This window comes from Streptomyces nanhaiensis, from assembly GCF_046614825.1.
GTDB classification, from domain to species: Bacteria; Actinomycetota; Actinomycetes; order Streptomycetales; family Streptomycetaceae; genus Streptomyces; species Streptomyces radiopugnans.
In genome coordinates this window covers 1-22,612 of sequence record NZ_JBKJFM010000105.1, presented here as the reverse complement: position 1 = coordinate 22,612, position 22,612 = coordinate 1, and the positions used below count along the sequence as shown (strand labels likewise).

The 22,612-nt window shown below is 74.3% G+C and carries 22 protein-coding genes; 12 read left to right on the top strand and 10 right to left on the bottom strand.

Annotation, left to right across the window (positions count from 1 at the left end; genetic code table 11):
- The 3 genes from ACLIYP_RS20895 to ACLIYP_RS20885 form a co-directional block, all read right to left on the bottom strand.
- A partial coding sequence (locus ACLIYP_RS20895) for an ABC transporter permease (protein WP_412714653.1) occupies positions 1 to 1,212 on the bottom strand: 1,212 nt, incomplete at its 3' end.
- Between the two features lie 6 nt (positions 1,213 to 1,218).
- Positions 1,219 to 2,019 carry an ABC transporter ATP-binding protein gene (locus tag ACLIYP_RS20890; RefSeq protein ID WP_412714652.1) on the bottom strand — a complete coding sequence of 267 codons (801 nt, stop codon included), beginning with the start codon at positions 2,017 to 2,019 and terminating at the stop codon, positions 1,219 to 1,221.
- A complete protein-coding gene (locus ACLIYP_RS20885) occupies positions 2,016 to 2,522 on the bottom strand; it encodes a PadR family transcriptional regulator (RefSeq protein ID WP_237880555.1) in 507 nt (168 codons plus the stop codon). The genes ACLIYP_RS20890 and ACLIYP_RS20885 overlap by 4 nt, the downstream gene beginning before the upstream one ends.
- Positions 2,523 to 2,724: 202 nt before the next feature.
- Here ACLIYP_RS20885 and ACLIYP_RS20880 point away from each other — a divergent pair, with 202 nt between their 5' ends.
- The 5 genes from ACLIYP_RS20880 (at position 2,725) to ACLIYP_RS20860 (ending at position 9,818) form a co-directional block, all read left to right on the top strand.
- Entirely contained in the window at positions 2,725 to 4,023 is a 1,299-nt protein-coding gene (locus ACLIYP_RS20880) for an ABC transporter substrate-binding protein (RefSeq protein ID WP_412714651.1), read from the top strand.
- 212 nt (positions 4,024 to 4,235) lie between these two features.
- Positions 4,236 to 5,945 (top strand): glycoside hydrolase family 13 protein, encoded by a 1,710-nt coding sequence (locus ACLIYP_RS20875; RefSeq protein ID WP_412714650.1) that lies wholly within the window; start codon positions 4,236 to 4,238, stop codon positions 5,943 to 5,945.
- A 197-nt stretch (positions 5,946 to 6,142) separates the two neighbouring features.
- Positions 6,143 to 7,423, top strand: coding sequence for an ABC transporter substrate-binding protein (locus ACLIYP_RS20870; protein WP_412714655.1), 1,281 nt, complete (start codon positions 6,143 to 6,145; stop codon positions 7,421 to 7,423).
- Positions 7,424 to 7,437: 14 nt separating this feature from the next.
- The gene (locus ACLIYP_RS20865) at positions 7,438 to 8,850 is read left to right on the top strand and encodes an ABC transporter permease subunit (RefSeq protein WP_412714649.1); all 1,413 of its coding nucleotides are present in this window, start codon (positions 7,438 to 7,440) and stop codon (positions 8,848 to 8,850) included.
- Positions 8,847 to 9,818: a carbohydrate ABC transporter permease gene (locus ACLIYP_RS20860; RefSeq protein WP_412714648.1), complete on the top strand. Its 972-nt coding sequence runs from the start codon at positions 8,847 to 8,849 to the stop codon at positions 9,816 to 9,818. Before ACLIYP_RS20865 ends, ACLIYP_RS20860 begins: the two co-directional genes overlap by 4 nt.
- A 129-nt stretch (positions 9,819 to 9,947) precedes the next feature.
- Here the strand turns inward: ACLIYP_RS20860 and dtd are convergent, their stop codons facing one another.
- On the bottom strand, positions 9,948 to 10,373 hold the full coding sequence (dtd, locus tag ACLIYP_RS20855) for a D-aminoacyl-tRNA deacylase (protein WP_412714647.1): 426 nt from the start codon (positions 10,371 to 10,373) through the stop codon (positions 9,948 to 9,950).
- 189 nt (positions 10,374 to 10,562) lie between these two features.
- On the opposite strand from dtd, the gene ACLIYP_RS20850 reads away from it, so the two are divergent.
- Genes ACLIYP_RS20850 through ACLIYP_RS20840 form a run of 3 tightly spaced genes read left to right on the top strand, consistent with a single transcriptional unit; the run spans position 10,563 to position 13,630 of the window.
- The gene (locus tag ACLIYP_RS20850) at positions 10,563 to 11,255 is read left to right on the top strand and encodes an RsiG family protein (RefSeq protein ID WP_412714646.1); all 693 of its coding nucleotides are present in this window, start codon (positions 10,563 to 10,565) and stop codon (positions 11,253 to 11,255) included.
- Positions 11,256 to 11,298: 43 nt separating this feature from the next.
- Complete coding sequence (locus tag ACLIYP_RS20845) at positions 11,299 to 12,345, top strand: asparaginase (protein WP_412714645.1); 1,047 nt, start codon at positions 11,299 to 11,301, stop codon at positions 12,343 to 12,345.
- A gap of 25 nt (positions 12,346 to 12,370) precedes the next feature.
- The gene (locus ACLIYP_RS20840) at positions 12,371 to 13,630 is read left to right on the top strand and encodes a GNAT family N-acetyltransferase (RefSeq protein WP_412714644.1); all 1,260 of its coding nucleotides are present in this window, start codon (positions 12,371 to 12,373) and stop codon (positions 13,628 to 13,630) included.
- A 151-nt stretch (positions 13,631 to 13,781) separates the two neighbouring features.
- Here ACLIYP_RS20840 and ACLIYP_RS20835 read toward each other — a convergent pair whose 3' ends face one another.
- Positions 13,782 to 13,955, bottom strand: a complete 174-nt coding sequence (locus tag ACLIYP_RS20835) for a hypothetical protein (protein WP_410537908.1) — start codon at positions 13,953 to 13,955, stop codon at positions 13,782 to 13,784.
- Between the two features lie 370 nt (positions 13,956 to 14,325).
- Between ACLIYP_RS20835 and ACLIYP_RS20830 the strand changes: the two genes are divergently transcribed.
- The 3 genes from ACLIYP_RS20830 to ACLIYP_RS20820 all read left to right on the top strand — a co-directional run bounded on the left by ACLIYP_RS20830 (position 14,326) and on the right by ACLIYP_RS20820 (position 17,257).
- Positions 14,326 to 15,159 carry a winged helix-turn-helix domain-containing protein gene (locus ACLIYP_RS20830; RefSeq protein ID WP_412714643.1) on the top strand — a complete coding sequence of 278 codons (834 nt, stop codon included), beginning with the start codon at positions 14,326 to 14,328 and terminating at the stop codon, positions 15,157 to 15,159.
- Positions 15,160 to 15,852 (top strand): HAD family hydrolase, encoded by a 693-nt coding sequence (locus tag ACLIYP_RS20825; RefSeq protein WP_412714642.1) that lies wholly within the window; start codon positions 15,160 to 15,162, stop codon positions 15,850 to 15,852.
- Between the two features lie 163 nt (positions 15,853 to 16,015).
- The gene (locus ACLIYP_RS20820) at positions 16,016 to 17,257 is read left to right on the top strand and encodes a phosphotransferase (protein WP_412714641.1); all 1,242 of its coding nucleotides are present in this window, start codon (positions 16,016 to 16,018) and stop codon (positions 17,255 to 17,257) included.
- Here the strand turns inward: ACLIYP_RS20820 and ACLIYP_RS20815 are convergent.
- The 4 genes from ACLIYP_RS20815 to ACLIYP_RS20800 form a co-directional block, all read right to left on the bottom strand.
- The gene (locus tag ACLIYP_RS20815) at positions 17,154 to 17,384 is read right to left on the bottom strand and encodes a DUF5957 family protein (RefSeq protein WP_412714654.1); all 231 of its coding nucleotides are present in this window, start codon (positions 17,382 to 17,384) and stop codon (positions 17,154 to 17,156) included. The genes ACLIYP_RS20820 and ACLIYP_RS20815 overlap by 104 nt on opposite strands.
- 29 nt (positions 17,385 to 17,413) lie before the next feature.
- Entirely contained in the window at positions 17,414 to 18,202 is a 789-nt protein-coding gene (locus tag ACLIYP_RS20810) for a cytochrome d ubiquinol oxidase subunit II (RefSeq protein ID WP_412714640.1), read from the bottom strand.
- 38 nt (positions 18,203 to 18,240) lie between these two features.
- Positions 18,241 to 19,608, bottom strand: coding sequence for a cytochrome ubiquinol oxidase subunit I (locus tag ACLIYP_RS20805; RefSeq protein WP_412714639.1), 1,368 nt, complete (start codon positions 19,606 to 19,608; stop codon positions 18,241 to 18,243).
- Between the two features lie 209 nt (positions 19,609 to 19,817).
- Positions 19,818 to 20,507, bottom strand: a complete 690-nt coding sequence (locus tag ACLIYP_RS20800) for a response regulator (protein ID WP_412714638.1) — start codon at positions 20,505 to 20,507, stop codon at positions 19,818 to 19,820.
- A 370-nt stretch (positions 20,508 to 20,877) separates the two neighbouring features.
- Here ACLIYP_RS20800 and ACLIYP_RS20795 point away from each other — a divergent pair, with 370 nt between their 5' ends.
- Complete coding sequence (locus ACLIYP_RS20795; protein WP_412714637.1) at positions 20,878 to 22,143, top strand: PP2C family protein-serine/threonine phosphatase; 1,266 nt, start codon at positions 20,878 to 20,880, stop codon at positions 22,141 to 22,143.
- 54 nt (positions 22,144 to 22,197) lie between these two features.
- On the opposite strand, the gene ACLIYP_RS20790 is transcribed toward ACLIYP_RS20795, so the two are convergent.
- The coding region (locus tag ACLIYP_RS20790; protein ID WP_412714636.1) for a sensor histidine kinase at positions 22,198 to 22,612 on the bottom strand (415 nt) is incomplete at its 5' end.

The window sequence follows — 22,612 nt, the reverse complement described above, 5'->3', positions numbered from 1 at the left end:
CGGCGCGTCCCGGCCCAGGGCGCGCCGCTCCGGCAGGGTCAGCGGGCCCAGTCCGCGCGGCACCGCCGTACGGGCCACCGGCACGGGCGGCACCCGGCCGGCGCGCCAGGCGGCCAGCGAGGTGGCGGTGGCGATGAAGAGGACGGCGGCGGCGGTGGTGGCCAGTACCGTCCAGGTGTGGCCGGGCAGCTGCCGCCACACGTCCACCGCCTCGCCGATGCGGCCGGGGACGCGCGCGCCCAGCAGTTCGGTGACGGCCGCTCCGCAGGTGGCGCCGAGGAGTGCGAAGCCCAGGTGCTGGACGAGGAAGACGCGGACGACCTGGGCGGGGGTGAAGCCGATGGCCTTCAGCACGGAGATGTCGCGCAGGTGGCCGTGGACGCGGGTGCTGATCGCCCCGGCGACCGCCAGGGCGGCGGCGAGCAGCGCGCCGAGCCCGAAGAGGGCCAGGAGCAGGCCGAGGAGGCGTCCCTCGCCCTCGGCGTCGGCGCGGGCCTGCTGCCAGCGGGTGACCTCCGAGACCTGGTCGGCGCCGAGGGCGGTGACGGCGCGCTGGACCATGAAGTCGGTGTCGTCGGGGTCCGCCAGGCGCAGTCCGACGGTCTGCCCGGTGCGCTCGGGGTCGGGCTGGAGCCTGTCCAGGGCCTCGTCCGGCAGCCAGCCGATACCGGGTGTGTCGCCGGGGGCGTAGCGGGGTTCGGCGGTGTCGGCGACGCCCACGACGCGCAGCGTGTGCTCGGTGCCGCGCGCCCCTCGTGCGGTGAGGGTGTCGCCGGGTTCGGCCCACAGGGCGCGGGCGAGGGAGCCCTCCAGGACGATCTCGTCGGTCGCGCCGGCCGCCCGCCAGCGTCCGTCGGTGACCAGCGGGCGTCCCACCTCGGGCGGCTCGGGCCCGGTGGCGCGCAGCTCCGCGCTCGCCCGCGCGCCGCCCAGCTCGACGGTGGTGCGGGCGGTGCGGAAGGGGCCGGACAGGCCCGCGACGCCCTCCAGTTCGCGCAGTCCCTCCGGCTCGGCGCCGTCGCGGGTGTGGATCCACACGTGCGCGCCCTCGGACTGGGTGAAGACCCGCTGCCAGGGGTCGGCCGTGTAGGAGAACAGGGCGCCGGCGAGCAGCAGGGAGGCGATGATCCCGGCCGTGGCCAGAACGGTGAACAGCGCCTCGCCGCGGTGCGCCCGCAGGTCGGCGTGGGCCCAGCGCAGGGTGGCGCGCACCTGGCCTCAGTCCTTCAGTTCCAGTACGCCGGACACGCCCTTGCCGCGCCGCCGCGGGCCAGGGGCGTCCGCGTCCAGGGCGGCGTCGTCGGCTATGCGGCCGTCGAAGAAGCTGATCACGCGGTCGGCGGCGCTGGCCATGCGGGCGTCGTGGGTGACCAGCACGATGGTCTGGCCGCGCCCGTGGAAGCGGGAGAGCAGGCGCAGCACCTCGCGGGTGCCCCGGCTGTCGAGGCTGCCGGCCGGCTCGTCGGCCAGCAGCAGGTCGGGGTGGTTGACCAGGGCGCGGGCCAGGGCGACGCGCTGCTGCTCGCCGCCGGACAGCTCGCCGGGCATGCTGCGCTCCTTGCCCTCCAGGCCGAGTTCGGCCAGGAGCTCGGCGCGGTCGGCGCGGGCCCCCTTGGGGCTGCTGCCCGCCAGCAGGGCGGGCAGTTCGACGTTGTCGGCGACGTTGAGGTTGGAGACGAGGTTGAAGAACTGGAAGACGATGCCGATGCGGCGGCGGCGCAGCACCGCCCACTGGGACTCGCCGTAGGAGTCCAGGCAGGTGCCGTCGAACCAGATGCTGCCGGCGTCCGGCTTCTGGAGCCCGCCGAGCAGGTGGAGCAGGGTGGACTTGCCCGCGCCGGACGGGCCGGTGACGGCGACGAACTCGCCGCGCGAGACGGTCAGGTCCACGCCCCGCACCGCCCTGGCCGGGGCGCCCTCGCCGTGGTGGGTCTTGACCAGGCCCTCGGCCCGTACGAGGGGGGGCGCGCCCGCCGGTGCGGCGGGGCCCGTACCGGCCGACGCCTCGGAACGGCTCATTCCAACTCCTCCTGACAGCGTTCCAGCCAGTCGAGGTCGGCCTGGAGGTGCAGCATCGCGCCCTCGATCAGCAGTTGCGCCACCCGGTTGTCCCGGTCCTCGGCCGCGGCGAGCCGGGACAGCTCGCGCATGGTGTTGAGGTACTGGCGGCGCTGCTTGTTGATCAGCGCGATCTGGTCGGCCAGACCGGTCTGCGGGGCGATCGCGAGCTTCATGAAGAACTCGTCGCGCACCCGGGGTTCGTCGGTCGGCTCCTCGAACCAGGCCCGCACCGCCTCGCGCCCCGCGTCGGTGAGCCGGTAGATCCGCTTGTTGGGCCGGGTGGACTGGGCGACGTCCTCGCCCTCGATCAGTCCCGACTTCTCCAGCCTGCCCAGCGTGACGTAGATCTGCCCGACGTTCGGCTGAGGGTACGCGGCGCCCAGCAGCTTCTCAAGGGCCTGTTTGAGCTCGTATCCGTGGGCGGGACCGGCCGCGAGGAGGGCCAGGAGCGGCAGACGCACGCGCGCACTCCTCCTCCCCGTCCCGTACCGGGCCGGCGCCTGGCCGGCGGCCCGTCCGGGCTGCGGCGGCCCGGTCGGCGGTGCGCCGGCTGTCTGTCGGTCGGCGTCTAGTATCGCCCATGCCCAACGGGTATATATGGGCGTCCGGTGCTCGCCGGCCGCCGGGCCGGTCGCGCACGGCCGGTGTGCTGGGGAGGTACCTATGCGGTGGACGCGGGCCGCGGGAAGGGGACTCCTGGCCGCGGCCGTCGTGCTGGCGGGGTACGCCGGGCTGGGCTCGCCGGCCGCCGAGCCGGTGGCGCACGGCGGAGGGCGCGGTCCCGTCACCCTGGTCACCGCCGGCGACCTGACCGACTACCTCGATCCGGTGCTCGACGACTGGAACCGCGCGCACCCGGACGAGAGGGCCACCCTGGTGGAGCTGCCGGACTCCGCCGACGAGACCCGCGCCCAGATGGTCACCGGCCTGCGCTCGGGCAGTTCCCGCTTCGACGTGCTCAACATCGACGTGGCCTGGACCTCGGAGTTCGCGGCGGCGGGCTGGATCGCCCCGGTGGACCCCGACCGCTTCCCGCTGGACGCCTTCCTGCCGCCGGTGGTGGACACCGCCACCTTCGGCGGGCGGCTGTACGCGGTGCCGTACGTGACCAACGCCGGGCTGCTGTACTACCGCGCGGACGTGCTGGCGAAGGAGGGCGAGCGGCCGCCGCGCACCTGGTCCGAGCTGGAGCGGCTGGCGCGGGAGGTGGCCCCCCGGCACGGGCTGGACGGCTACGCGGGCCAGTTCCTGCCGTACGAGGGGCTCACGGCCAACGCCACCGAGGCGGTGCGTTCGGCGGGCGGCTCGCTCCTGGGCGACGAGGGCGCGACGGTGACCGCCGACTCCGAGTCGACCGTCGAGGGGCTGCGGTTCCTGGCCGGCGGGGTGCGCGAGGGCTGGATCCCCGAGGAGTCGCTGACCTGGAAGGAGGAGGAGTCGCGGCAGGCGTTCCAGGACGGGCGGCTGCTGTTCCTGCGCAACTGGCCGTACGTGTACGCGCTGGCGGGCGGCGAGGGGTCGAAGGTGGCCGGGAGGTTCGGGGCGGTGCCGCTGCCCGGCCCGGACGGTCCGGGCGTCAGCGTGCTGGGCGGCTCCAACCTGGCGGTCAACTCCCGTTCCCGGCATCCGGAGACGGCGGCCGATCTGATCGCGTACCTGACCGGTGAGCGGGTGCAGCGCCGGGTGCTCACCGAGGGGGCGCTGCCCCCGGTGCGGGCGTCGCTGTACTCCGACCCGGAGCTGGTGCGCGACTTCCCCTACCTGCCCACCCTGCGCGAGAGCGTGCTGGCGGCCGAGCCGCGTCCCAAGAGTCCGCGCTACGACCAGGTGAGCCTGGTGGTGCAGGCGGTGGTGCACGACGCGATGGCGGGGCGGCAGACCCCGCGTCAGGCGGTCGCGCGGCTGGCGCGCGAGCTGCGGTCCGTCGCGCGCGAGGGCGCCGGGCCTTTCGGCGAGGACTGATCCGCCCGAGGGCGGCACACCCCCCTCTCCCTCTGCTTACATGTTAAGTATTGAACAGCCTTCCCCCGCACCCCATACGCAGACATAACGGGGCACACAAGGGCGGGTTTTCAACTACGCGTTGACACCTCGATGACACCCGTACATAACATGCATGCATAACGGCGGCTCACGAACCATGTGCTCTGCGAGCAGGAACGGGATCACGAGAGATGCTCACAGCCACGACCGACCACGGCGTCTCGCCCCGCCCCGCGCGGCCCGCTTCCGCCCCCGGCGGGCCCCGGAGCTGGTGGCGGGACGCCGTGGTCTACCAGGTCTACGTCCGCAGCTTCCTGGACAGCACCGGCGACGGCATCGGCGACCTGGCCGGCGTCCGCGCCGGACTGCCGTACCTGCGGAAACTGGGCGTGGACGGCATCTGGCTCAGCCCCGTCTACCCCTCCCCGCAGCACGACCACGGCTACGACGTCGCCGACTACCTGGACGTGGACCCGGTCTACGGCGACCTGGAGGAGTTCGACCGCCTCGTGGCCGCCGCGCACCGCCTGGGCCTGAAGGTCGTCCTGGACATCGTCCCCAACCACTGCTCCAGCGAACACCCCTGGTTCCGCGCCGCGCTGGCCGAGGGGCCGGGCGGTCCGCACCGCGCCCTCTTCCACTTCGCCGACGGACGCGGCGAGAGGGGCGAGCTGCCGCCCAACAACTGGCGGGCGATGTTCGGCGGCCCGGCCTGGTCCCGCGTCACCGAGCCCGGCGGCGAACCCGGCCAGTGGTACCTGCACCTGTTCACGCCCGAGCAGCCCGACCTCAACTGGCGCGACCCCGCCGTCGCCGAGCACTTCGACCGGGTGCTGCGGTTCTGGCTGGACCGGGGCGTGGACGGCTTCCGCGTCGACGTCGCCGCCGGCCTGTTCAAGCACCCCGAACTGCCCGACTCCCCCGACCCGGGGGCCGACGAGCGCACCCGCGACTCGGTCAACCCGCTGGCCTGGAACCAGCCCGAGGTGCACGGCGTGTGGCGCCGCTGGCGGGCACTGTGCGACGAGTACGCCGACCGCGACGGCCGCGACCGGCTGCTGGTGGGCGAGGTGTCGGTGCCCACCGCCCGCGAACACGCCGAGTACGTGCGGCCCGACGAGCTGCACCAGGCGTTCTTCTTCCACCTGCTGGGCGCCCCCTGGGACGCGGAGGCCTTCCGCCGGGTCATCGACGAGGCGCTGCGGGACATCGCGGGCACCGGCTCCACCGTCACCTGGGTGCTCAACAACCACGACCAGGTCAGGACCGTCACCCGGTACGCGGGCGAGGGCGGCGGGCCGGGGAACCCCGGCCTGGGCGCCGCACGCGCCCGCGCCGCCGCGCTGCTGATGCTGGCGCTGCCCGGCGCCGCCTACGTCTACCAGGGCGAGGAGCTGGGCCTGCCCGAGGTGGTGGACCTGCCCGACGAGGTGCTCACCGACCCCATCTTCCGCCGCACCGGAAGCCGCAGCCGGATCCGCGACGGCTGCCGCGTACCGCTGCCGTGGTCCGGCCACGCCTCGCCCTTCGGCTTCACCTCGGGCGCGGAGGAGGCCCGCCCCTGGCTGCCGCAGCCCGAGTGGTTCGCCGAGCACGCCACCGACCGGGCGCTGGCCGACACCCGCTCGTTCTGGCACCTGTACCGCGACGGACTCCAGTTGCGGCGCGACCTGCCCCAGCTCGGCGAGGGGACGCTGCGCTGGCTGGACGCGCCGCCGCAGGTCCTGGCCTTCGAACGCGGCGACGGGCTGGTCTGCGCGGTCAACTTCGGCACCGCGCCCGCGCCCGCCCCGGTGCCCGGCACTCCGCTGCTGGCCAGCGGCGAGTGCCCGGACGGGACGCTCCCCGGCTCCACCGCCGCCTGGTGGGTCACCGACCCCGCACCGTCCGCCGCCCGCTGACCACCGGGGCTTCCGGGACTCCACCGGACCTCCCCGCCCCATCCGCCCTCCGGCCCCCGGGCCGGCCGACCCCGAGAGGGACACCCGTGAACACAGCAGACAGCACCGGCCGCGCCGTCGACAACGGCAGCACCGAGCGCAGGGACGGCACCGCCAGACGCACCGCGGCCGCCGCCGCGGCGGCGCTCGTCCTCACCCTGACCGCGTCCGCCTGCGGCGGCGACGCCACCGCGGGCGGGGACGGCAAAGGCGGCCAGGCGCTGAAGGGCGAGACGGTCACGGTCGCCGGGGTGTGGACCGGCGTGGAGCAGAAGAACTTCCAGAAGGTGATGGACGCCTTCGCCGAGAAGACCGGCGCCGAGATGAAGTTCGTCTCCACCGGCGACAACGTCTCCACCGTCGTCGGCTCCAAGATCCAGGGCGGCAACGCGCCGGACGTGGTGATGGTCCCGCAGGTCGGCGTGCTCGAGCAGTTCGCCGAGAAGGGCTGGCTCAAGCCGCTGTCGAAGACCGCCGACGACCGGGCGCGCGACTACTTCGCCCCGGTGTGGAAGGAGTACGGAACGGTCGGCGACGTCTTCTACGGCCTGTACTTCAAGGCGTCCAACAAGTCGACCGTCTGGTACAGCCCCGAGGCCCTGGAGCAGGCCGGCGTCACCCCGCCCAAGGACTACGAGGGGATGCTGAAGGCCGGGCGCACCCTCTCCGACTCCGGCGTCGCCGCCTTCTCCGTGGCGGGCGAGGCGGGCTGGCCGCTCACCGACTGGTTCGAGAACGTCTACCTCTCCCAGGCGGGCCCGGAGATGTACGACAAGCTCGCCGCCCACGAGATCCCCTGGACCGACCCGTCCGTCGTCGAGGCCCTGACCACCCTCGGCGAACTCTTCGGGGACAAGGAGCTGGTGGAGGGCGGCGGCGCGGGCGCGCTGCGCACGGACTTCCCCGAGTCCGTCGAGAAGGTCTTCGGCGACGACCCGAAGGCGGGCATGGTCTACGAGGGCGACTTCGTAGCGGGCCTGATCAGCGGGCAGTTCGGCAAGAAGGTCGGCGAGGAGGCCAAGTTCTTCCCCTTCCCGGCCGTGGACGGCGGCGAGCCGCCGGTGGTCGGCGGCGGTGACGCGGCGGTCGTCCTCAAGGACGGGAAGAACGCCGACGCCGGGATGAAGTTCGTGGAGTTCCTGGCCACCCCGGAGGCCGCCGAGGTGTGGGCCGGAGCCGGCGGCTTCATCTCCCCCAACGAGGCCCTGAACCTGGACGCCTACCAGGACGAGACCACCCGGCAGATCGCCCAGTCCCTGGTGGAGGCCGGCGACGGCGTGCGGTTCGACATGTCCGACCAGGCCCCGGCCGCCTTCGGCGGCACCCAGGGCGCCGGTGAGTGGAAGCTCCTGCAGGACTTCCTGCGCGACCCCTCCGACCCTGAGGGCACCGCGAAGAAGCTGGAGGCCGCCGCGGCCAAGGCCTGGAAGAAGAGCTGAGGCGGGGAGCACCGATGTCCGCCACAGCCCCCGCCGTGCCGCCCGCCGAAGCGGGCGGCACCCCGGCCGGCGCATCCCCCGGGCAGGGGGCGCCGGCCAGGGGCGACGACCCGCGCAGGCGCGCGACGCGCCGCCGCAGGACCGTCGCCGCCGCCTTCCTGCTGCCCGCGCTGCTGCTGCTCGGCGCGCTGGTCGCGTACCCGATCCTGTTCTCCGTCGGCCGCAGCCTCTTCGACGCCTCCGGCACCCGGTTCGTCGGCGCGGACAACTACGTCGAGATGTTCCGCGACCCGACCACGCTCAAGGCCGTCCGCAACACCGCGATCTGGGTCGTGGTGGCCCCGGCCCTGCTGACCGGCCTGGGCCTGATCCTGGCCGTGCTCACCGAGAAGGTGCGCTGGGCGACCGCGTTCAAGCTGCTGATGTTCATGCCGATGGCGATCTCCTTCCTCGCCGCCGGGATCATCTTCCGCATCACCTACGAGCAGGACCCCGACCGCGGCGTCCTCAACGCCGTCGCGGTCGGCGTCCACGACGTCTTCGCCGACCGCCCCGCCTACCCGGGCGCCCGCGCCCGGGAGGACGCCGGCCCGAACCCCCTGACCAAGGGTGAGGACGGCTCCTACGGCACCGCCGCGGACCTGGCGCCGGGCGGCACCGCCTCGCTCGGCATCGTCGGCGTGCCGCCGAAGGAGGTGCCCTCCGACGCGAAGCCCGCCGCCGAGCCCGAGGGCTCCTCCGGAGGCGGGGACGGCACGCTCGCCGGAACCGTCTACCTGGACTTCACCCCCGGCGGGGGCGGCGAGCCGGGCCGGGTCGACTCCGGCGAGCGCGGACTGCCCGGGATGACCGTCCAGGCGGTGCGCGACGGAAAGACGGTGGGCGAGGCCACCACCGCCGCCGACGGCTCGTTCCGCATCACCGGCCTGGAGGGCGGCTCGTACGCCCTGCGGCTGCCGGCGTCCAACTTCGCCGAGCCCTACGGCGGGATCTCCTGGCTCGGCCCCGCCCTGGTCACCCCGGCGATCATCGGCGCGTACCTGTGGATCTGGACCGGCTTCTCGATGGTGCTGATCGGCGCCGGGCTGGCCGCGATGCCCCGGGACGTGCTGGAGGCCGCGCGGATGGACGGCGCGAACGAGTGGCAGATCTTCCGCAGGATCACCGTGCCGCTGCTCGCACCCGTGCTGACCGTGGTCTTCGTGACGCTGGTGATCAATGTGATGAAGGTCTTCGACCTCGTCTACATCATCGCCCCGGGTCCGGTGCTCCAGGACGCCAACGTGCTGGCCATGCAGATGTGGCTGGTGTCCTTCGGCGGCGGCAACAACCAGGGGCTGGGCAGCGCCATCGGCGTCCTGCTGCTGCTCCTGGTGGTCCCGGCCATGGTCTTCAACATCCGACGCTTCCGCAGGAGCCAGTCATGACCCACGGCACCGTCGACGGCACCGTCGAAAAGGGAGCGGCGGCACAGGCTCCGGCCCCCGCGGCTGCGGCGGCAGCCGCGGGGGCCGGGCACCACCCCCCGCGCACGGACCGGGCGCGGCGGCCCGCCGGCGCGCGGATCGGCGCCTGGCTGGGCAGGGGCGCGGTCCAGGTGTTCCTGGTCGTCGTCGCGCTGGTGTGGATCACCCCCGCGCTGGGGCTGTTCCTGTCCTCGCTGCGGTCGGAGGAGGCCAACTCCTCCAGCGGCTGGTGGACGGCGCTGACCGAGCCGGGCCAGCTGTCGGCCGACAACTACACGGCACTGCTGGCGGATTCCGGCATCACCCAGGCGTTCTGGAACACCGTGCTGATCTCGGTGCCCACCACCGTCGCCGTGGTGGTGGTCGCCGCGCTGGCCGGATACGCCTTCGCCTGGCTGGAGTTCCCCGGCCGAGACTGGATCTTCCTGGTGGTCGTCGGACTGCTGGTGGTGCCGGTCCAGGTCGGTCTGCTGCCGGTGGCCGAGATGCTGGGCGCGGTCGGGCTGTTCGGCACGATCCCCGGCGTGGTCCTCTTCCACGTCGCCTACGGACTGCCGTTCGCGATCTTCCTGCTGCGCAACTACTTCGCGGAGATCCCGCGGGAGATGCTGGAGGCCGCGCGGATGGACGGCGGCGGGGAGTGGCGGATCTTCACGCGGCTCGTCCTGCCGGTGGGCAGGCCCGCGATCGCCTCGCTGGGCATCTTCCAGTTCCTGTGGGTGTGGAACGACATGCTGGTCGCGCTGATCTTCGCCGACAGCGACTCGCAGCCGCTGACCGTCGCGCTCCAGTCGGAGATGCGGCAGTTCGGCAGCAACATCGAGATCCTCGCCCCCGGCGCCTTCCTGTCGCTGACCGTTCCGCTCGTGGTGTTCTTCGCCTTCCAGAAGCACTTCGTGCAGGGCGTCATGGCGGGATCGGTGAAGTGACCGCGGGGGACGGGGGGTTGTGAGCGGGGGACTGTGAGCGGTCCCTGCCGCCGTTACGGGGGGCGGCAGGGCCCGGGCGCCCGTCCCGCGGGCCCGTGCGGAACACGCGCGGACCCGCGGGGCGGGCCCTCAGACCTCCAGCAGCACCGTGAACGGGCCGTCGTTCGTGAGCGAGACCTCCATCTTCGCCCCGAAGCGGCCCGTCTCCACCCTGGCTCCCAGCGCCCGCAGCCTGGCGCACACCTCCTCGACCAGGGGTTCGGCCACCGGGCCGGGGGCGGCGGCCTGCCAGGTGGGACGGCGCCCCTTGCGGGCGTCGCCGTAGAGGGTGAACTGGCTGACGACCAGCAGGGGGGCGCCGGTGTCCGAGCAGGACCTCTCGCCCTCCAGGATCCGCAGGCCCCACAGTTTGCGCGCGAGCCGGTCCGCCTTCTCGGGGGTGTCGTCATGGGTCACCCCGACCAGCACGCACAGGCCCTCCCCGGTGATCTCGCCGACGCTCTCTCCCCCGACGACGACCTTCGCGCCGTCGACCCTCTGCACCACAGCTCGCATGCCGACCATCATGCCGCCCCGGTCGTGCGCCCGCCGACCGCCGCCGGACGGGTGGCCCGGACTGCACGGAGGGTGCCCGTGGTGGCACGATGCGTGCAGCACGGTGCGCACGGTGGCCTGCGGCGTATCCGTGACGGGCCGTGGAGCGCGTTGTGATCCACGGCGAAGGGGATGAGGGGCAGACAGAAGATGAGCACTGCCGGAACCGGGCGGACGCCCGGAGCGGTACCGGTGGCCCGCGAGGCCGCCTCCACGACAGCGTCCACGACCGCGTCCACGACCGCCTCCGCCGCCTCGGCGGGTGCCGCGGAGACCGCTGCGGCCGGACCGCCTCCCGGCGCGGACGGCACCACCGGCGCGGACGGCGCGTTCCCGGCGGTCCCGCACGACGCCGAGCCGCCGGAGCTGACCGCTCTGCGCCTGCCCCAGCTCCGCGAACTGCGCCGCCAGGCGCAGCAGGAGGAGGCCGACCTCAGCTATGTGCGGCGGCTGGTCCAGGGCCGCGTCGACATCCTCCGCGCCGAGCTGGCCCGCCGCAGCGCCGCGGACGTACCCCTGATCGACCGGCTGGCGGAGATCCTCGCCGACGCTCCCCCGCCCGGCCGGGGCCCCGCGCGCTCGGCCCGCCATGTGACGCTGCGCACCCCGCGCAGCGAGGAGTACCGGCGGCTGGCCGAGGAGGTGCTCGCCGAGGTCGAGCTGTCGGACCTCGCCGCCCGCACCGACGCCGAGCTGCACGCCGCCATGGCGCGGCTGGGCCGGCACGAGCACCGGATCTCCCGGCGCCGCCGGGCGCTCCAGCGGACGGCGAACGGGTGCAGCGCCGAGATCGCGCGCAGGTACCGTGAGGGCGAAGCACACGTGGACGACCTGCTGCCCTGACCCCGGGAGCGGTCGTCCCCCCTACACCCAGGGAGGGCCGCCCATGTCCGCCAGCACCACCCCGCCCTCGAACGTCCCCGTTCCCGGCGCGCGGACCGGCGCGCCCTCCGGCGCGCGGACCGGAACAGGGACCGGAACGCGGACCTCCGCAGAGCCCCAGGTCATCGCCGAGGTCGTGCGCTCGGGGTTCACCGAGGGACACCACCGCGGTTCCGTGGTGGTGCTCGGCCCGGACGGCGGCGTGGAGTGGTCGCTGGGCGAGGTGACCGCGCCGGTCTACCCCCGCTCGTCCAACAAGCCGATGCAGGCGGCGGCCGTGCTGCACGCCGGTCTGGAGCTGTCGGGCGAGCGGCTGGCGCTGGCCGCCGCCAGCCACTCCGGCGAGCCCTTCCACCTGGAGCTGGTGCGCACCCTGCTCGCGGAGCACGGGATGACCGAGGACGACCTGGGCTGCCCGCCCGACCTGCCGCTGGACCGCGAGGAGGCCGACCGGTTCCTGGCGGCGGGTTCGCGGCCCTCCCGCACCGCCATGAACTGCTCGGGCAAGCACGCCGCCATGCTCGCCGCCTGCCGGGTGAACGGCTGGTCCGGCGCCGGCTACCTCGACCCCGGCCACCCCCTCCAGGTGCTGGTGCGCGAGCGGATCGAGGCGGCGGCGGGCGAGCCGGTCGCGCACACCGGCACAGACGGCTGCGGCGCCCCGCTGATGGCGATATCCCTCACCGGCCTGGCCCGCGCCTTCCGCTCCTTCGTGCTGGCCGCGCCCGGCACCCCCGAGCGCCGGGTCGCCGACGCCATGCGGGCCCACCCCGAGTACGTGGCGGGCACCCGGCGCGAGGACACCCGGCTGATGCGCGGGGTGCCGGGCGCGCTGGCGAAGGTGGGCGCCGAGGCGGTCCAGGCGGTGGCCCTGCCCGACGGCCGCGCGCTGGCGATCAAGATCGACGACGGCGGGCTGCGGGCGCTCGGCCCGGTCCTGGCCCGGACGCTCGCGCGGATGGGCGTGGACTCCCCGGTGCTGGCGGAGATCGGCGACTCCCCGCTGCTGGGCGGGGGGCGGCGGGTGGGTGAAATCCGCGCGACGTTCTGAGGGGGGCGGTCCTAACGTGACCGCCATGGACTCGAACGCCCCTGACATCCGCACCATCGCCGAGGACGAGTACCCGGGCTGGGTGCGCGCTCTGCGCGCCGGTTTCCTGAACTCCTCGGAACTCACCGCCGAGGAGTTGGCCGCCCGGCGCGGCGGAATCGAACTCGACCGCACCCAGGGGGCGTTCGAGGACGGCCGCTGCGTCGCCACCTTCCGTACGCTGCCGCAGCGGCTGACCGTGCCCGGCGGCGCGGCGGTTGACTCCCTGGCCGTCACCAACGTCTCCGTCCTGCCCACCCACCGCCGGCGCGGGCTGCTGACGCGGATGATGCGCAACGCGCTGGCCGACGGGAGGGAGCGCGGGGACGTCTGCTCCACGCTGGACTCCGCCGAGTACCCGATCTACGGCCGCTACGGCTACGGCCCGGCCACCTGGTCGACCGACTGGACCGTGGACGCCGCCCGCGCCGGGCTGGACCCGCGCTGGTCGCGTCCGGAGGAGGAGGGCGCCCGGATCGACCTGGTGGAGCCCGCCCGGGCGCGCGTCCTGGGCGCCGAGCTGCACGAACGGGTGCGCGGGCTGCCCGACCGGCAGGGCATGACCGACCGCACCGAGCGCTGGTGGAAGCTGAGCACCGGTGCGATCGACTGGCCGGGCAGCGGCTTCCCCCCGTCCTTCCACGCCGTGTACCGCGACGCCGCGGGCCGGGTGCGGGGGCTGCTGACGTACACCGCCGACGACAACTGGGAGAACGAGGCGCCGCGCCTGAACGCCCGCGTCCGCGATCTGATCGCCGCCGACGCCGCCGCCGAGCGGGCCCTGTGGCACTTCCTGCTCTCCATGGACTGGGTCGCCACCGTCCACTGCCGCCGGCGCGCCCCCGACTCCCTCCTCCCCCGGTTGCTGCCGGATCCGCGCGCCGCCCGGATCACCTCCCACGCGGACTTCCTGTGGCTGCGTCCGCTGGACGTCCCCGCGCTGCTGCGGACCCGTACGTACCCGGTCTCCGGCACGCTGGTGCTGGAGCTGGAGGACCCGATGGGCATCGCCGGGGGGCGCTTCCTGCTGGACGCCTCACCCGAGGGCGCCACCTGCGCGCCCACCACGCGCTCGGCCGACCTCTCGATGGGGGTGGGCGCGCTGGGCTCGATGTACCTGGGGGACGAGTCCGCCTCGCGGCTGCGGGAGCTGGGACAGCTGGCCGAGGAGCGTCCCGGTGCGGCGGCCCTGGCCGACGCCCTGCTGCGCACGGGCCGCCGGCCCTGGTCACCGGACGTCTTCTGACGGCGCCCGCCGGGCGCGCTCGCGCGGACGCGATCACGCAGGCGCACTCCGCGGGCGCGCTCCCGGGGCGCCGTCCCGCCCCCGCCCCGTCCCTCCGCCGCCGGGGCGTGGGTTCACGGCGGCGGAGGGACGGGCGTCCGGCCGCGCGGCGCTACGCCGCCGGCAGCACCAGCAGGGTCAGCACCACGGCGCCGATGCAGCCGCAGGCGGTGTTCCCCTCGCGGTAGCCGATGGTCAGCATGACCAGGCCGAACACCCCGGCCAGTCCCAGGTGGGACTCCACCAGCTGTTCGAGGGCGGCGAGCGCGAGAGCGTAGACGGGCATGGCGGTCCCTCCTCCGGAAGGCTCGTCGGAACGGGCGACGGGTGTCGGCAGGCGTCAACGGGTGTCGGCAGGCGTCGACGGGTGACGACGGGTGACGAGTGCTGAGGCCGAGGCCACGCCGTGCGCCGTCGGGCGCGCGATGGCGCACCCGGCGGCGAGCGCTTTTCGGCGAGGACCTTGCGACCAACTGAATTGCCAATCTTGCAACTTGCTCAAGTTGGTCTCCAACTTGTTGAAGTTCTTCCCGTCTGGATGAAATTTCAAAACGGTTCGCGGCCAACTCCCGCTCAATGGCCAGAAGTTGTACGGTCACAGCGTGAGCCACGACAGCACCGCCACAAACGGAACGCATCCCTCATCGCGTGATCGTGTGGCAGACGCCCTGCGCGCCCGCATCCTCTCCGGCACCCTCCGCCCCGGCTCCCGGCTGCCCACCCAGCACGAGCTGGCCGCCGAGTTCGACACCAACCGCACGGCCGTCCGCCAGGCCATCGACACCCTGCGGCGCGAGGGCCTGCTCACCGGCACCGGCCGCGGCGCCCCGCCCTCGGTCGCCGAGCACGCCCGCGGGCACGAGGCACCCCGCAAGGCCGACATCGAGCTGGCCGACCGGCTCCACGAGGCCTTCCGCGCCGAGCACGTGACCATCGACGTCTTCTCCCTGACCACCGAGACCCTCAACACCGCCCTGGCGCACGCGACGATCGCCATCAGCAGCGGCGAACTCTCCCCCCGGTCGATCACCGCGCGGGTGCTGCTGCCCGGCACCGAGGCCGATCTGGCGCTCCCCCGCCCCGTCTCGGACCCGGAGGGGAACGACAAGCGCCCCCTGGAGCGGCTGCACGAACTGACCCACACCTTCGCGGACGCCCTGCGCAGGCAGCTGGAGACCCTCAAGGTGCGCGATCTGGTACCGGAGGTCTCGGTGGAGTTCCGCACCGTGCCCATCACCCCGACCCACAAGGTGTACCTGCTCAACGGCACCGAGGCCCTGTTCGGCTACTACCAGGTGATGCGGCACAAGGTGCCCTACCGGGGCGAGGAGATGGAGATCCACGACGTGATGGGGATCAGGGCCAAGCTCTTCCGCCACGCCTCGGGCCCCGACCTCCACGGCGAGCACGGCACGGCGTTCGTGGACGAGACACGGCGGTGGTTCGAGTCGCTCTGGTCAAGCATTGCCCAACCCCTGACACTCGGTTAGATGCATGACCTCATCAGCTCGGCCGAGTGCGTCCTCTTCGACTTCGACGGACCGGTGTGCCGGCTCTTCTCGGGTCATCCGTCCGCCGGGATAGCCCAGCGCATGCGCGACCTGGTCGCCGAACACGGGCAGGAGCGGCTCCTCGGCGAGGAGGCCCGCTCCACCGGCGATCCGCAGGTCGTCCTGCGCACCGTCGCCGCCGCCCGGCCCGGCGGCGGACTCGCCGCCCTGCTGGAGCGGGCCCTCACCGAGGAGGAGATGCGGGCCGCCGCGGTCGCCCGCCCCACCCCGTACGCCGACCCGCTCGTCCAGACCCTGGCGGCCACCGGGCGGCGGCTGGCCGTCACCACCAACAACTCGGCCCGCGCGGCCGAGCTCTATCTGACCGGCCGGCGCCTCGCGCCGTACTTTTCCGGCCACATCCACGGCCGCCGGCAGGACATCCGGCTGCTCAAACCACACCCCGACTGCCTGCACCGCGCCCTGGAGTCCACCGGAACGCGACCCGAGCGCGCTCTGATGATCGGCGACAGCCCCGCGGACCTGCTCGCCGCCGAGGCGGCGGGCGTCCGCTTCCTGGGGTACGCCCGCAACGGAGGAAAGGCGCAGCGGCTGCGCGAGGCGGGTGCCTCGCACGTCGTCACATCGCTCCAGGAGGTGCTGACCGCGGTGCGGACCCCCACCTTCGGGTGAGGGGGTGCGCGGGGTCCGGGCACGGACGCCTCCCCCCGCGGTCCGCGGAGTAGTCTTCGCCTTCCCCGCCTCCCGCACCACCCCGCACCACGCCCCGCCACACCGCGCCGTCCCGTCCCCGGCGGGCCGGTCCGCACGACCGAAGGACTCCGGAACCGCGTCGATGGCACACCCCTCCACCTTCCAGGGACACCACCGCATCTGGCACGTGGTCCCCGGGCCCGGGGGCCGTGGATGGGTCAAACTCGCCGAACCCCGCGACGAGGTCCTCTGGTTCGACCGGCGCTGCTTCCGCTCCGAGGAGGAGCTGCTGGCCGAACTCGGCCGGCACGGCGTGTCCCGCGTCCCGTCGGCCCGACCGGTGGGCGACGGAGGCCCGGCGGTCCAGGACTTCATCGAGGGAAGGACACTGGCCGAGGTCTGCCCCACCGGGGAGGCCGTGGCGGAGGAGCACCTCGCGCAGATCCTGCGGCGCTTCTCGGAGCTGGCCCGCGTACGCCCCGGGGCCGTCACCGCGGCGCGCCGTTGCTCTCGGCGGGAACGCGTCGCCTCGCCGCGCAGCTCGAGGTTCCTGCGCGGCCTCATCCGGTTCACCCGCAGACGCGCCTACCGCGCCCGGCGCCCCGAGTACGGCCGGCTCTTCGACCGGCTGGGCGTCCCGCCGCGCGCCCTCGGCCGGACGTCGCGGCTGTGGTCCGAGGCCGGGAAGCTGACACCGCGGCCGTTCTGCCTGCTCCACGGCGACCTGCACCGGGCGAACCTGATCGTCGACGGATCGGGACTGCTGTGGACCATCGACTGGGAGCTGGCCATGCTCGGCGACCCGCTCTACGACCTGGCCACCCATCTGTACCTGATGGGCTACCCGCCGTCGCAGGAGGGCGAGGTCGTCGAGCGCTGGCGCACGGCGGTGGAGGCCGTACTGCCCGGCGCGGGGGCCGCGGCCGGACAGGACCTGCCCCGCTACCTCGCCTACAAGAGGGCCCAGTCGGTGTACACGGACGTCGTCCGCCAGGCCCGGTGGCTCGCCGGCGCGGGCCCGGCCGAGTACGGCGAGCGGCTGAGCCGGGCCGCCGGGACCGTGCACGGCGTCCTGGAGCGTGCCGCGGACGCCCTGGGGATGACCAGGGTGCCCGGCAGGGGGGAGGTCGAGGCGGCGTACGCGGCGCACACGGCGCACGCGGCGTCCGGCCGCGGGACGCCCCTCCCGGGCCGTCCCGCCCCGGCCCCTGTCCCGGCACCGGCGGTACGCGCCGCGGCGGGGGCGGGAGCCTCCCGTCCCGGCGGGCGGGCGGCCGGTGTCACCGGCTCCCCTCCGGCCTCCCTCCCCGCCTCCGGCGGGCCTCCCGGCCGAGGAGGTACGGGCCCGCGACGGCTCCGGCCACCGCCAGGTAGAGGGGCATGAGCTTGAGCGCGAAGGGCATCGGGGTGCCGAGGACGGCCTCGGCGGTGAGGCCGATCGCCACGGCGGCCAGCTCGCCCAGGAGGAAGCCGGCGACGAGGCCGGCGAGTGCGGCGAGTACGTGCTTCACGGTCTTCTCGCTCTCTCGGATCGGGATGTTCACAGGTACGAGGGGCCGGTGACCCGGCCCCGGAAGGTCAGCCACAGCCACACCTGGGCGGCCATCGGCAGCGGTACGACCGCCAGCACCGCCGGCACCAGCAGACCGAGCACCTGGCCGCCGGCCGCCGACTCGGCCAGGGGCAGCCGTACCCCCGCGGCGATCGGCAGCACGGCCATGGCCAGGGCGGTCAGGGCGAAGGTGGAGCGCTCGCCGGCGCGGCCCGCGGGCAGCCGGGCGCGACGGCGGAGGCCGCCGGTCAGCCGCAGCGCGGCGAAGGCCGACCCGTGGACGGCGAAGAGTGCGGCCACGCCCAGCGAGGTGAGGACGGCGGCCGGGCCCGCGGCCGGTTCGGAGGGTTCGCCGGTGAGCAGCCCGGCCAGCAGCCACCCCCAGGCGAGGGCCGCCGTCCAGCTCCCGGCCACGACCATGCCGTCGCACAGCGCCCGCCAGGCGCGCCACGGTGCGCGTCCGCGCCACCACAGGCCCGCGTCCCGCACGATCCATCCGGCCAGCAGGGGCACGAGGACGGCGGACTGGCCGCTGAACACCTCGCCCTCCAGCGCCGGGAAGCAGCCGACGAACACCCCGGCGGCGGCGATCAGCCACACCTCGTTGCCCAGGAAGAAGGGGGCGATGGCGGCCAGGACGGTCCGCCGCTCGTCCGCGTCGCGCCCCAGGCGGGGCAGGAGCATGCAGACGCCGAGGTCGGCGCCGCCGAGTACCAGGTAGCCGGCGGTGAACAGGCCCAGCAGGGCGGCGGCGAGGGTCTCCACGGCGATCTCCACGGCGGTCTCCGCTCTCGGTACGGCTCTCGGTACGGCTCTCAGTACGCGGGGACGGGGCCGATGCCGCGTCCGGCCGGCGGCCCGTCCCCCGGCTCCCGCTCGTCCCACTCCTCCTCCCCCGGCCCCTCCGGCTCCCCGAGCGCGACGGCGCCGGGACCCCGGCGGGCCGTGCGCAGCAGCAGCCACCAGTTGACGGCCAGCAGCAGCGCGAAGAGCGTGGTGAAGACGGCCAGCGAGACCCGCATCCCGCCGGCCGACACGTCCGAGAGCGCGTCCTCGGTCCGCAGCAGCCCGTAGACCACCCACGGCTGCCGCCCGGCCTCCCGGAAGACCCAGCCCGCCGTCATCGCCACGTACGGCAGCGGCACCAGCGCCATCAGCAGCACGTGCCAGCCCCGGAAGCGGAGCACGGCCCGGCGGAAGCAGGCCAGCAGCGCCGAGCCGGCCGAGGCGTACAGCATCAGCGCGAACGCGCCGAGCATCAGCAGCGCGGCGCCGCGCACCAGCCCCTGGGAGGGGACGTAGTCGCCCGGGCCGAAACGCTCCACCAGCTCCGCCTGGAGCCGTGCGATCTCGGCCGTCTCCGCCTGCCACACCGCGCTCTTCATCGGCTGGTGACCGGCGATCGCGGAGAGCTGGAGTCCGCCGGAAGCCGCCGTCCACAGCAGCGCGGGCGGTGCGAGGAAGACCCCGATCCGCAGCGACCTGCGGAACAGCTCGGTGTCGGCCCCGGACGGACTCGACGTGCCGCGCCGGCGGAGGTGGTAGGCGCTGATCCCGGCGACGAAGAACGCCGCCGTCAGCAGCGCCCCGCCCGCGATGTGCCCGAAGGCGAGCAGCGTGCTGGGGTTGGCCAGGACGGCGGGGGCGTCGGCCAGTTCGATGCCGTGCGCCGTCCTGGCGTACCCCACGGGGTGGTTGAGGAAGCCGTTGGCGACCAGGATCCAGTAGGCCGACAGGTACGCGGTGCCGGTGACCACCCACAGCAGGGCGCAGTGCAGGCGCGGTCCGAAGCGGTTCCAGCCGAAGATCCACAGCCCCAGGAAGGTGGACTCGACGAAGAACGCGACGATCGTCTCCATCGCCAGCGATGCGCCGAGGACATCGCCCGCGTAGTGCCCGAGCCCGCTCCAGGCCAGCCCGAACTGGAACTCCATGACGATGCCGGTGACGATCCCGACCGCGTAGTTGACGACGTAGAGCTGGCCCCAGAAGCGCACCATGCGCGCGCGCACGGCCGCGTCCCGCCCGCCGTCCCCGCCGCTCCCGCGCCGCAGCACCGCCCACGTCTGGACGGCGGTCACCACGGTGGCCAGGCCCAGCGTCAGCGAGACGAACAGGAAGTGCGCGGCGGCGGTGAGGGCGAACTGCCACCGCGCGAGGTCGAGTGCTCCGGTTCCGTCCACGCCACCACCGTCGGCGGACGGTGCGCCCCGGCGCATCGGCCCGTGGCGGACACCTCGGGTACGACACGGGGCGCGGCCGGGCCCGCGGACGTACCGCCCGGGTTGCGTCCGCGGGCGCGCTCCCCCTAGGGGATCCCCGCGGCCGCCGTCTCCCCCGCGCCCCGCGCCTGCCCGTCCCCGCTCCGTCCGGCTCCCGTCCCGGCCGGCCCCTACCCGAGCCAGCCCGGCGTGATCATCCCCGACTCGTACGCCAGGATCACCAGCTGCGCCCTGTCGCGTACGCCGAGCTTGGTCATGATCCGGCTGACGTGCGTCTTGGCGGTGGCCGGGCTGAGCACCAGGCGGCGGGCGATCTCGTCGTTGGACAGGCCCTCGCCCACCAGGGTCATGACCTCACGCTCCCGCCCGGTGAGCCCCCGGAGGCGGGGCGACGGGTCCGGCCGGCGCGCCCGCCCGGCGAACTCCGCGATCAGCCGGCGGGTCACCGCGGGGGCGATCAGCGCGTCGCCGCGCGCCACGACCCGCACCGCGTGCAGCAGTTCCATCGGCTCGGTGTCCTTGAGCAGGAAGCCGGAGGCGCCCGCGCGCAGCGCCCCGTACACGTAGTCGTCCACGTCGAAGGTGGTCAGGATGACCACCCTGGTGTCCGGGAGCCGCTCGTCGGCGGCGATGCGCCGGGCGGCCTCCAGCCCGTCCAGTCCGGGCATCCGGATGTCCATCAGCACCACGTCGGGCCGCAGCACACGCGTCAGCTCGACGGCCCGCAGCCCGTCCCCGGCCTCGCCGACGACCTCGATGCCGTCCTCGTCGGCGAGGATGGAGCGGAAGCCCGCCCGCACCAGGGTCTGGTCGTCGGCGAGGATGACGCGCACCCGTCGCCCGTCGTGCTCTGCGGCCATGGCACGAGCCTATGCCGCCCGGCCGCCGCCCGGCCGCCCCCCGCACGGAGTGCGGGGACGCTGTGGAACCCGCCACACAACCTCCCGGGACCGGATAAGGTCCCGGCTCGCCGAGCCGGCGCGGAACACACCAGCCCAGGCGGTGCACAATCACACAAAAGGTGTGCTCAACGGCCGAATCGGCCCTCTCCACCCCGAGCGAGCCGTCCGCCCGCCCGCGGCACGCCCGGCCGGAAGGCGGTGCCGGCGCGCGGTTCGCGGGCTGCTGCTCCCGCGAACCGCGCGGTAGTGTTCGAGACGGACAGAGGGGGCGTGTCACCATGGCGGAGAGGTCCCGGCACCGGCCGGCACCGCACAGAGGGGAAGGGCCATGAGCGAGGTGAGCGGCGACGTCGACTACGCCGCCCTGTTCGACGCCGTCCCGACCCCCCTGTCGGCCCTGGACCCGGACCTCGTGTTCGTCGAGGCCAACCAGGCCTACCTGGACATCACCGGGCGCACCCGCGGCGAGCTGATCGGCCGCCGTCTGTTCGACGTCTTCCCCGCCAACCCGGACGACCCGGACGCCGACGGTCCCGGGAACCTGCTGGCCTCGTTCCGGCGCGTACTGGAGACGGGCAAACCGGACACCATGGTCCTCCAGCGGTACGACATCCCCCGCCCCGGCGCCGAGGGCGGGTACGAGGAGCGGTACTGGAGCCCGGTCAACACCCCCATCCTCGACGAGGACGGCTCGGTGCGGCTGATCATCAACCGCGTCGAGGACGCCACGGCGTACGTGCGCGACAGCCTCGCCCGCCCCACCAGCCTGACCGGCACCGGCGACGGTCTGCGGGCGGTCGGCGGGAAGATCGCCGAGTCCGAGCTGTACGCCCGCGCGCGGGAGCTGTACGAGCACAACGAGCGGCTGCGGCAGGCGCACGCCCGTGAGCACGAGGTGGCCCTCACCCTCCAGAAGGCCATGCTGCCGACGCACATGCCGCTGGAGCTCCGCAACGCGGCCGTGCGCTACCGGCCCGCCCAGGGCTCGCTGAACGTGTGCGGCGACTGGTACGACGTCATCAACCTCAACGAGGACCGCTTCGCCGTGGCCGTGGGCGACGTCGTCGGCAGAGGCCTGGAGGCCGCCAGCGTGATGGGACAGCTGCGCAGCGCCCTCAGCGCCGCCATGCTGGTCGCCGACGGCCCCGCGCAGGCGCTGTACGGCCTGGACCTGTACGCGCGCTCCCTCGACGGCGCACTGGCCACCACCGCCGTCAAGCTCGACATCGACACCCACACCCACACGCTCACCTACAGCAGCGCCGGCCACCTGCCGCCCATGCTGTGCCACCCGGACGGGCACATCGAGATACTGGACCAGGCCACCGACGTGCCCCTGGCCGCCCGGAGCAGGCCCTCGCACCGGCCGCAGGCGATCACCGCCTATGTGCCGGGCTCGACCCTCGTCCTCTACACCGACGGGCTGGTCGAGCGCCGCGAGGAGTCCATCGACGTCGGGCTGAAGCGGCTGTCGGAGAGCCTGACCCGGCACCACGGCCTGGGCCCGGAGGAGATCGCCGACAACCTCCTGGAGGACCTCGGCATGAACCGGGGCACCGCCGACGACGCGGCCCTGGTCGTCATCAGGCTCTGAACGGCCGAAACCGCGGCGGGGCCGGTGGCGGGGCGGGACCGGCGGCCGACGGCGTCACCGGGCGGACTCCCCCAGCGGCAGCCGGGCCTCCACCCGGTAGCCCCGGACGCCTCCCGTACCGCCCTCCCCGCACACGTTCCCCGCGGTCAGCGTGCCGCCCAGCGCCCGCGCCCGCTCCGCCATCCCGGCGATGCCGCTTCCCCCGGCGCCCCGCGCCCCCGCCTCCCCCGGCCCGGCCTCTTCCGGCGCCCCGCGCCCGTCGTCCTCGATCCGCACCAGCACGGCGTCCTCCTCGTGGCGGACGGTGACGAGCACGCACCGCGCCCCCGAGTGGCGGACCGTGTTCGTCAGGGACTCCTGCACGATCCGGTACGCGGCCAGCCCCACCTGCGGCGGCACCGGCCGCCCCGGCCGCCCCTCGGTCACCAGACGCGCCCGGAGCCCGGCCGCGCGCGCCCGCCCCACCAGG

What these genes read in the sequence shown, in the direction of transcription:
- ACLIYP_RS20890 (WP_412714652.1), bottom strand. Translation starts at nt 2,019, where the DNA reads ATGAGCCGTTCCGAGGCGTCGGCCGGTACGGGCCCCGCCGCACCGGCG.
- ACLIYP_RS20880 (WP_412714651.1), top strand. Translation starts at nt 2,725, where the DNA reads ATGCGGTGGACGCGGGCCGCGGGAAGGGGACTCCTGGCCGCGGCCGTC.
- ACLIYP_RS20875 (WP_412714650.1), top strand. Translation starts at nt 4,236, where the DNA reads ATGCTCACAGCCACGACCGACCACGGCGTCTCGCCCCGCCCCGCGCGG.
- ACLIYP_RS20865 (WP_412714649.1), top strand. Translation starts at nt 7,438, where the DNA reads ATGTCCGCCACAGCCCCCGCCGTGCCGCCCGCCGAAGCGGGCGGCACC.
- ACLIYP_RS20860 (WP_412714648.1), top strand. Translation starts at nt 8,847, where the DNA reads ATGACCCACGGCACCGTCGACGGCACCGTCGAAAAGGGAGCGGCGGCA.
- dtd (WP_412714647.1), bottom strand. Translation starts at nt 10,373, where the DNA reads ATGCGAGCTGTGGTGCAGAGGGTCGACGGCGCGAAGGTCGTCGTCGGG.
- ACLIYP_RS20850 (WP_412714646.1), top strand. Translation starts at nt 10,563, where the DNA reads ATGAGCACTGCCGGAACCGGGCGGACGCCCGGAGCGGTACCGGTGGCC.
- ACLIYP_RS20845 (WP_412714645.1), top strand. Translation starts at nt 11,299, where the DNA reads ATGTCCGCCAGCACCACCCCGCCCTCGAACGTCCCCGTTCCCGGCGCG.
- ACLIYP_RS20840 (WP_412714644.1), top strand. Translation starts at nt 12,371, where the DNA reads ATGGACTCGAACGCCCCTGACATCCGCACCATCGCCGAGGACGAGTAC.
- ACLIYP_RS20835 (WP_410537908.1), bottom strand. Translation starts at nt 13,955, where the DNA reads ATGCCCGTCTACGCTCTCGCGCTCGCCGCCCTCGAACAGCTGGTGGAG.
- ACLIYP_RS20825 (WP_412714642.1), top strand. Translation starts at nt 15,160, where the DNA reads ATGCATGACCTCATCAGCTCGGCCGAGTGCGTCCTCTTCGACTTCGAC.
- ACLIYP_RS20820 (WP_412714641.1), top strand. Translation starts at nt 16,016, where the DNA reads ATGGCACACCCCTCCACCTTCCAGGGACACCACCGCATCTGGCACGTG.
- ACLIYP_RS20800 (WP_412714638.1), bottom strand. Translation starts at nt 20,507, where the DNA reads ATGGCCGCAGAGCACGACGGGCGACGGGTGCGCGTCATCCTCGCCGAC.
- ACLIYP_RS20795 (WP_412714637.1), top strand. Translation starts at nt 20,878, where the DNA reads ATGAGCGAGGTGAGCGGCGACGTCGACTACGCCGCCCTGTTCGACGCC.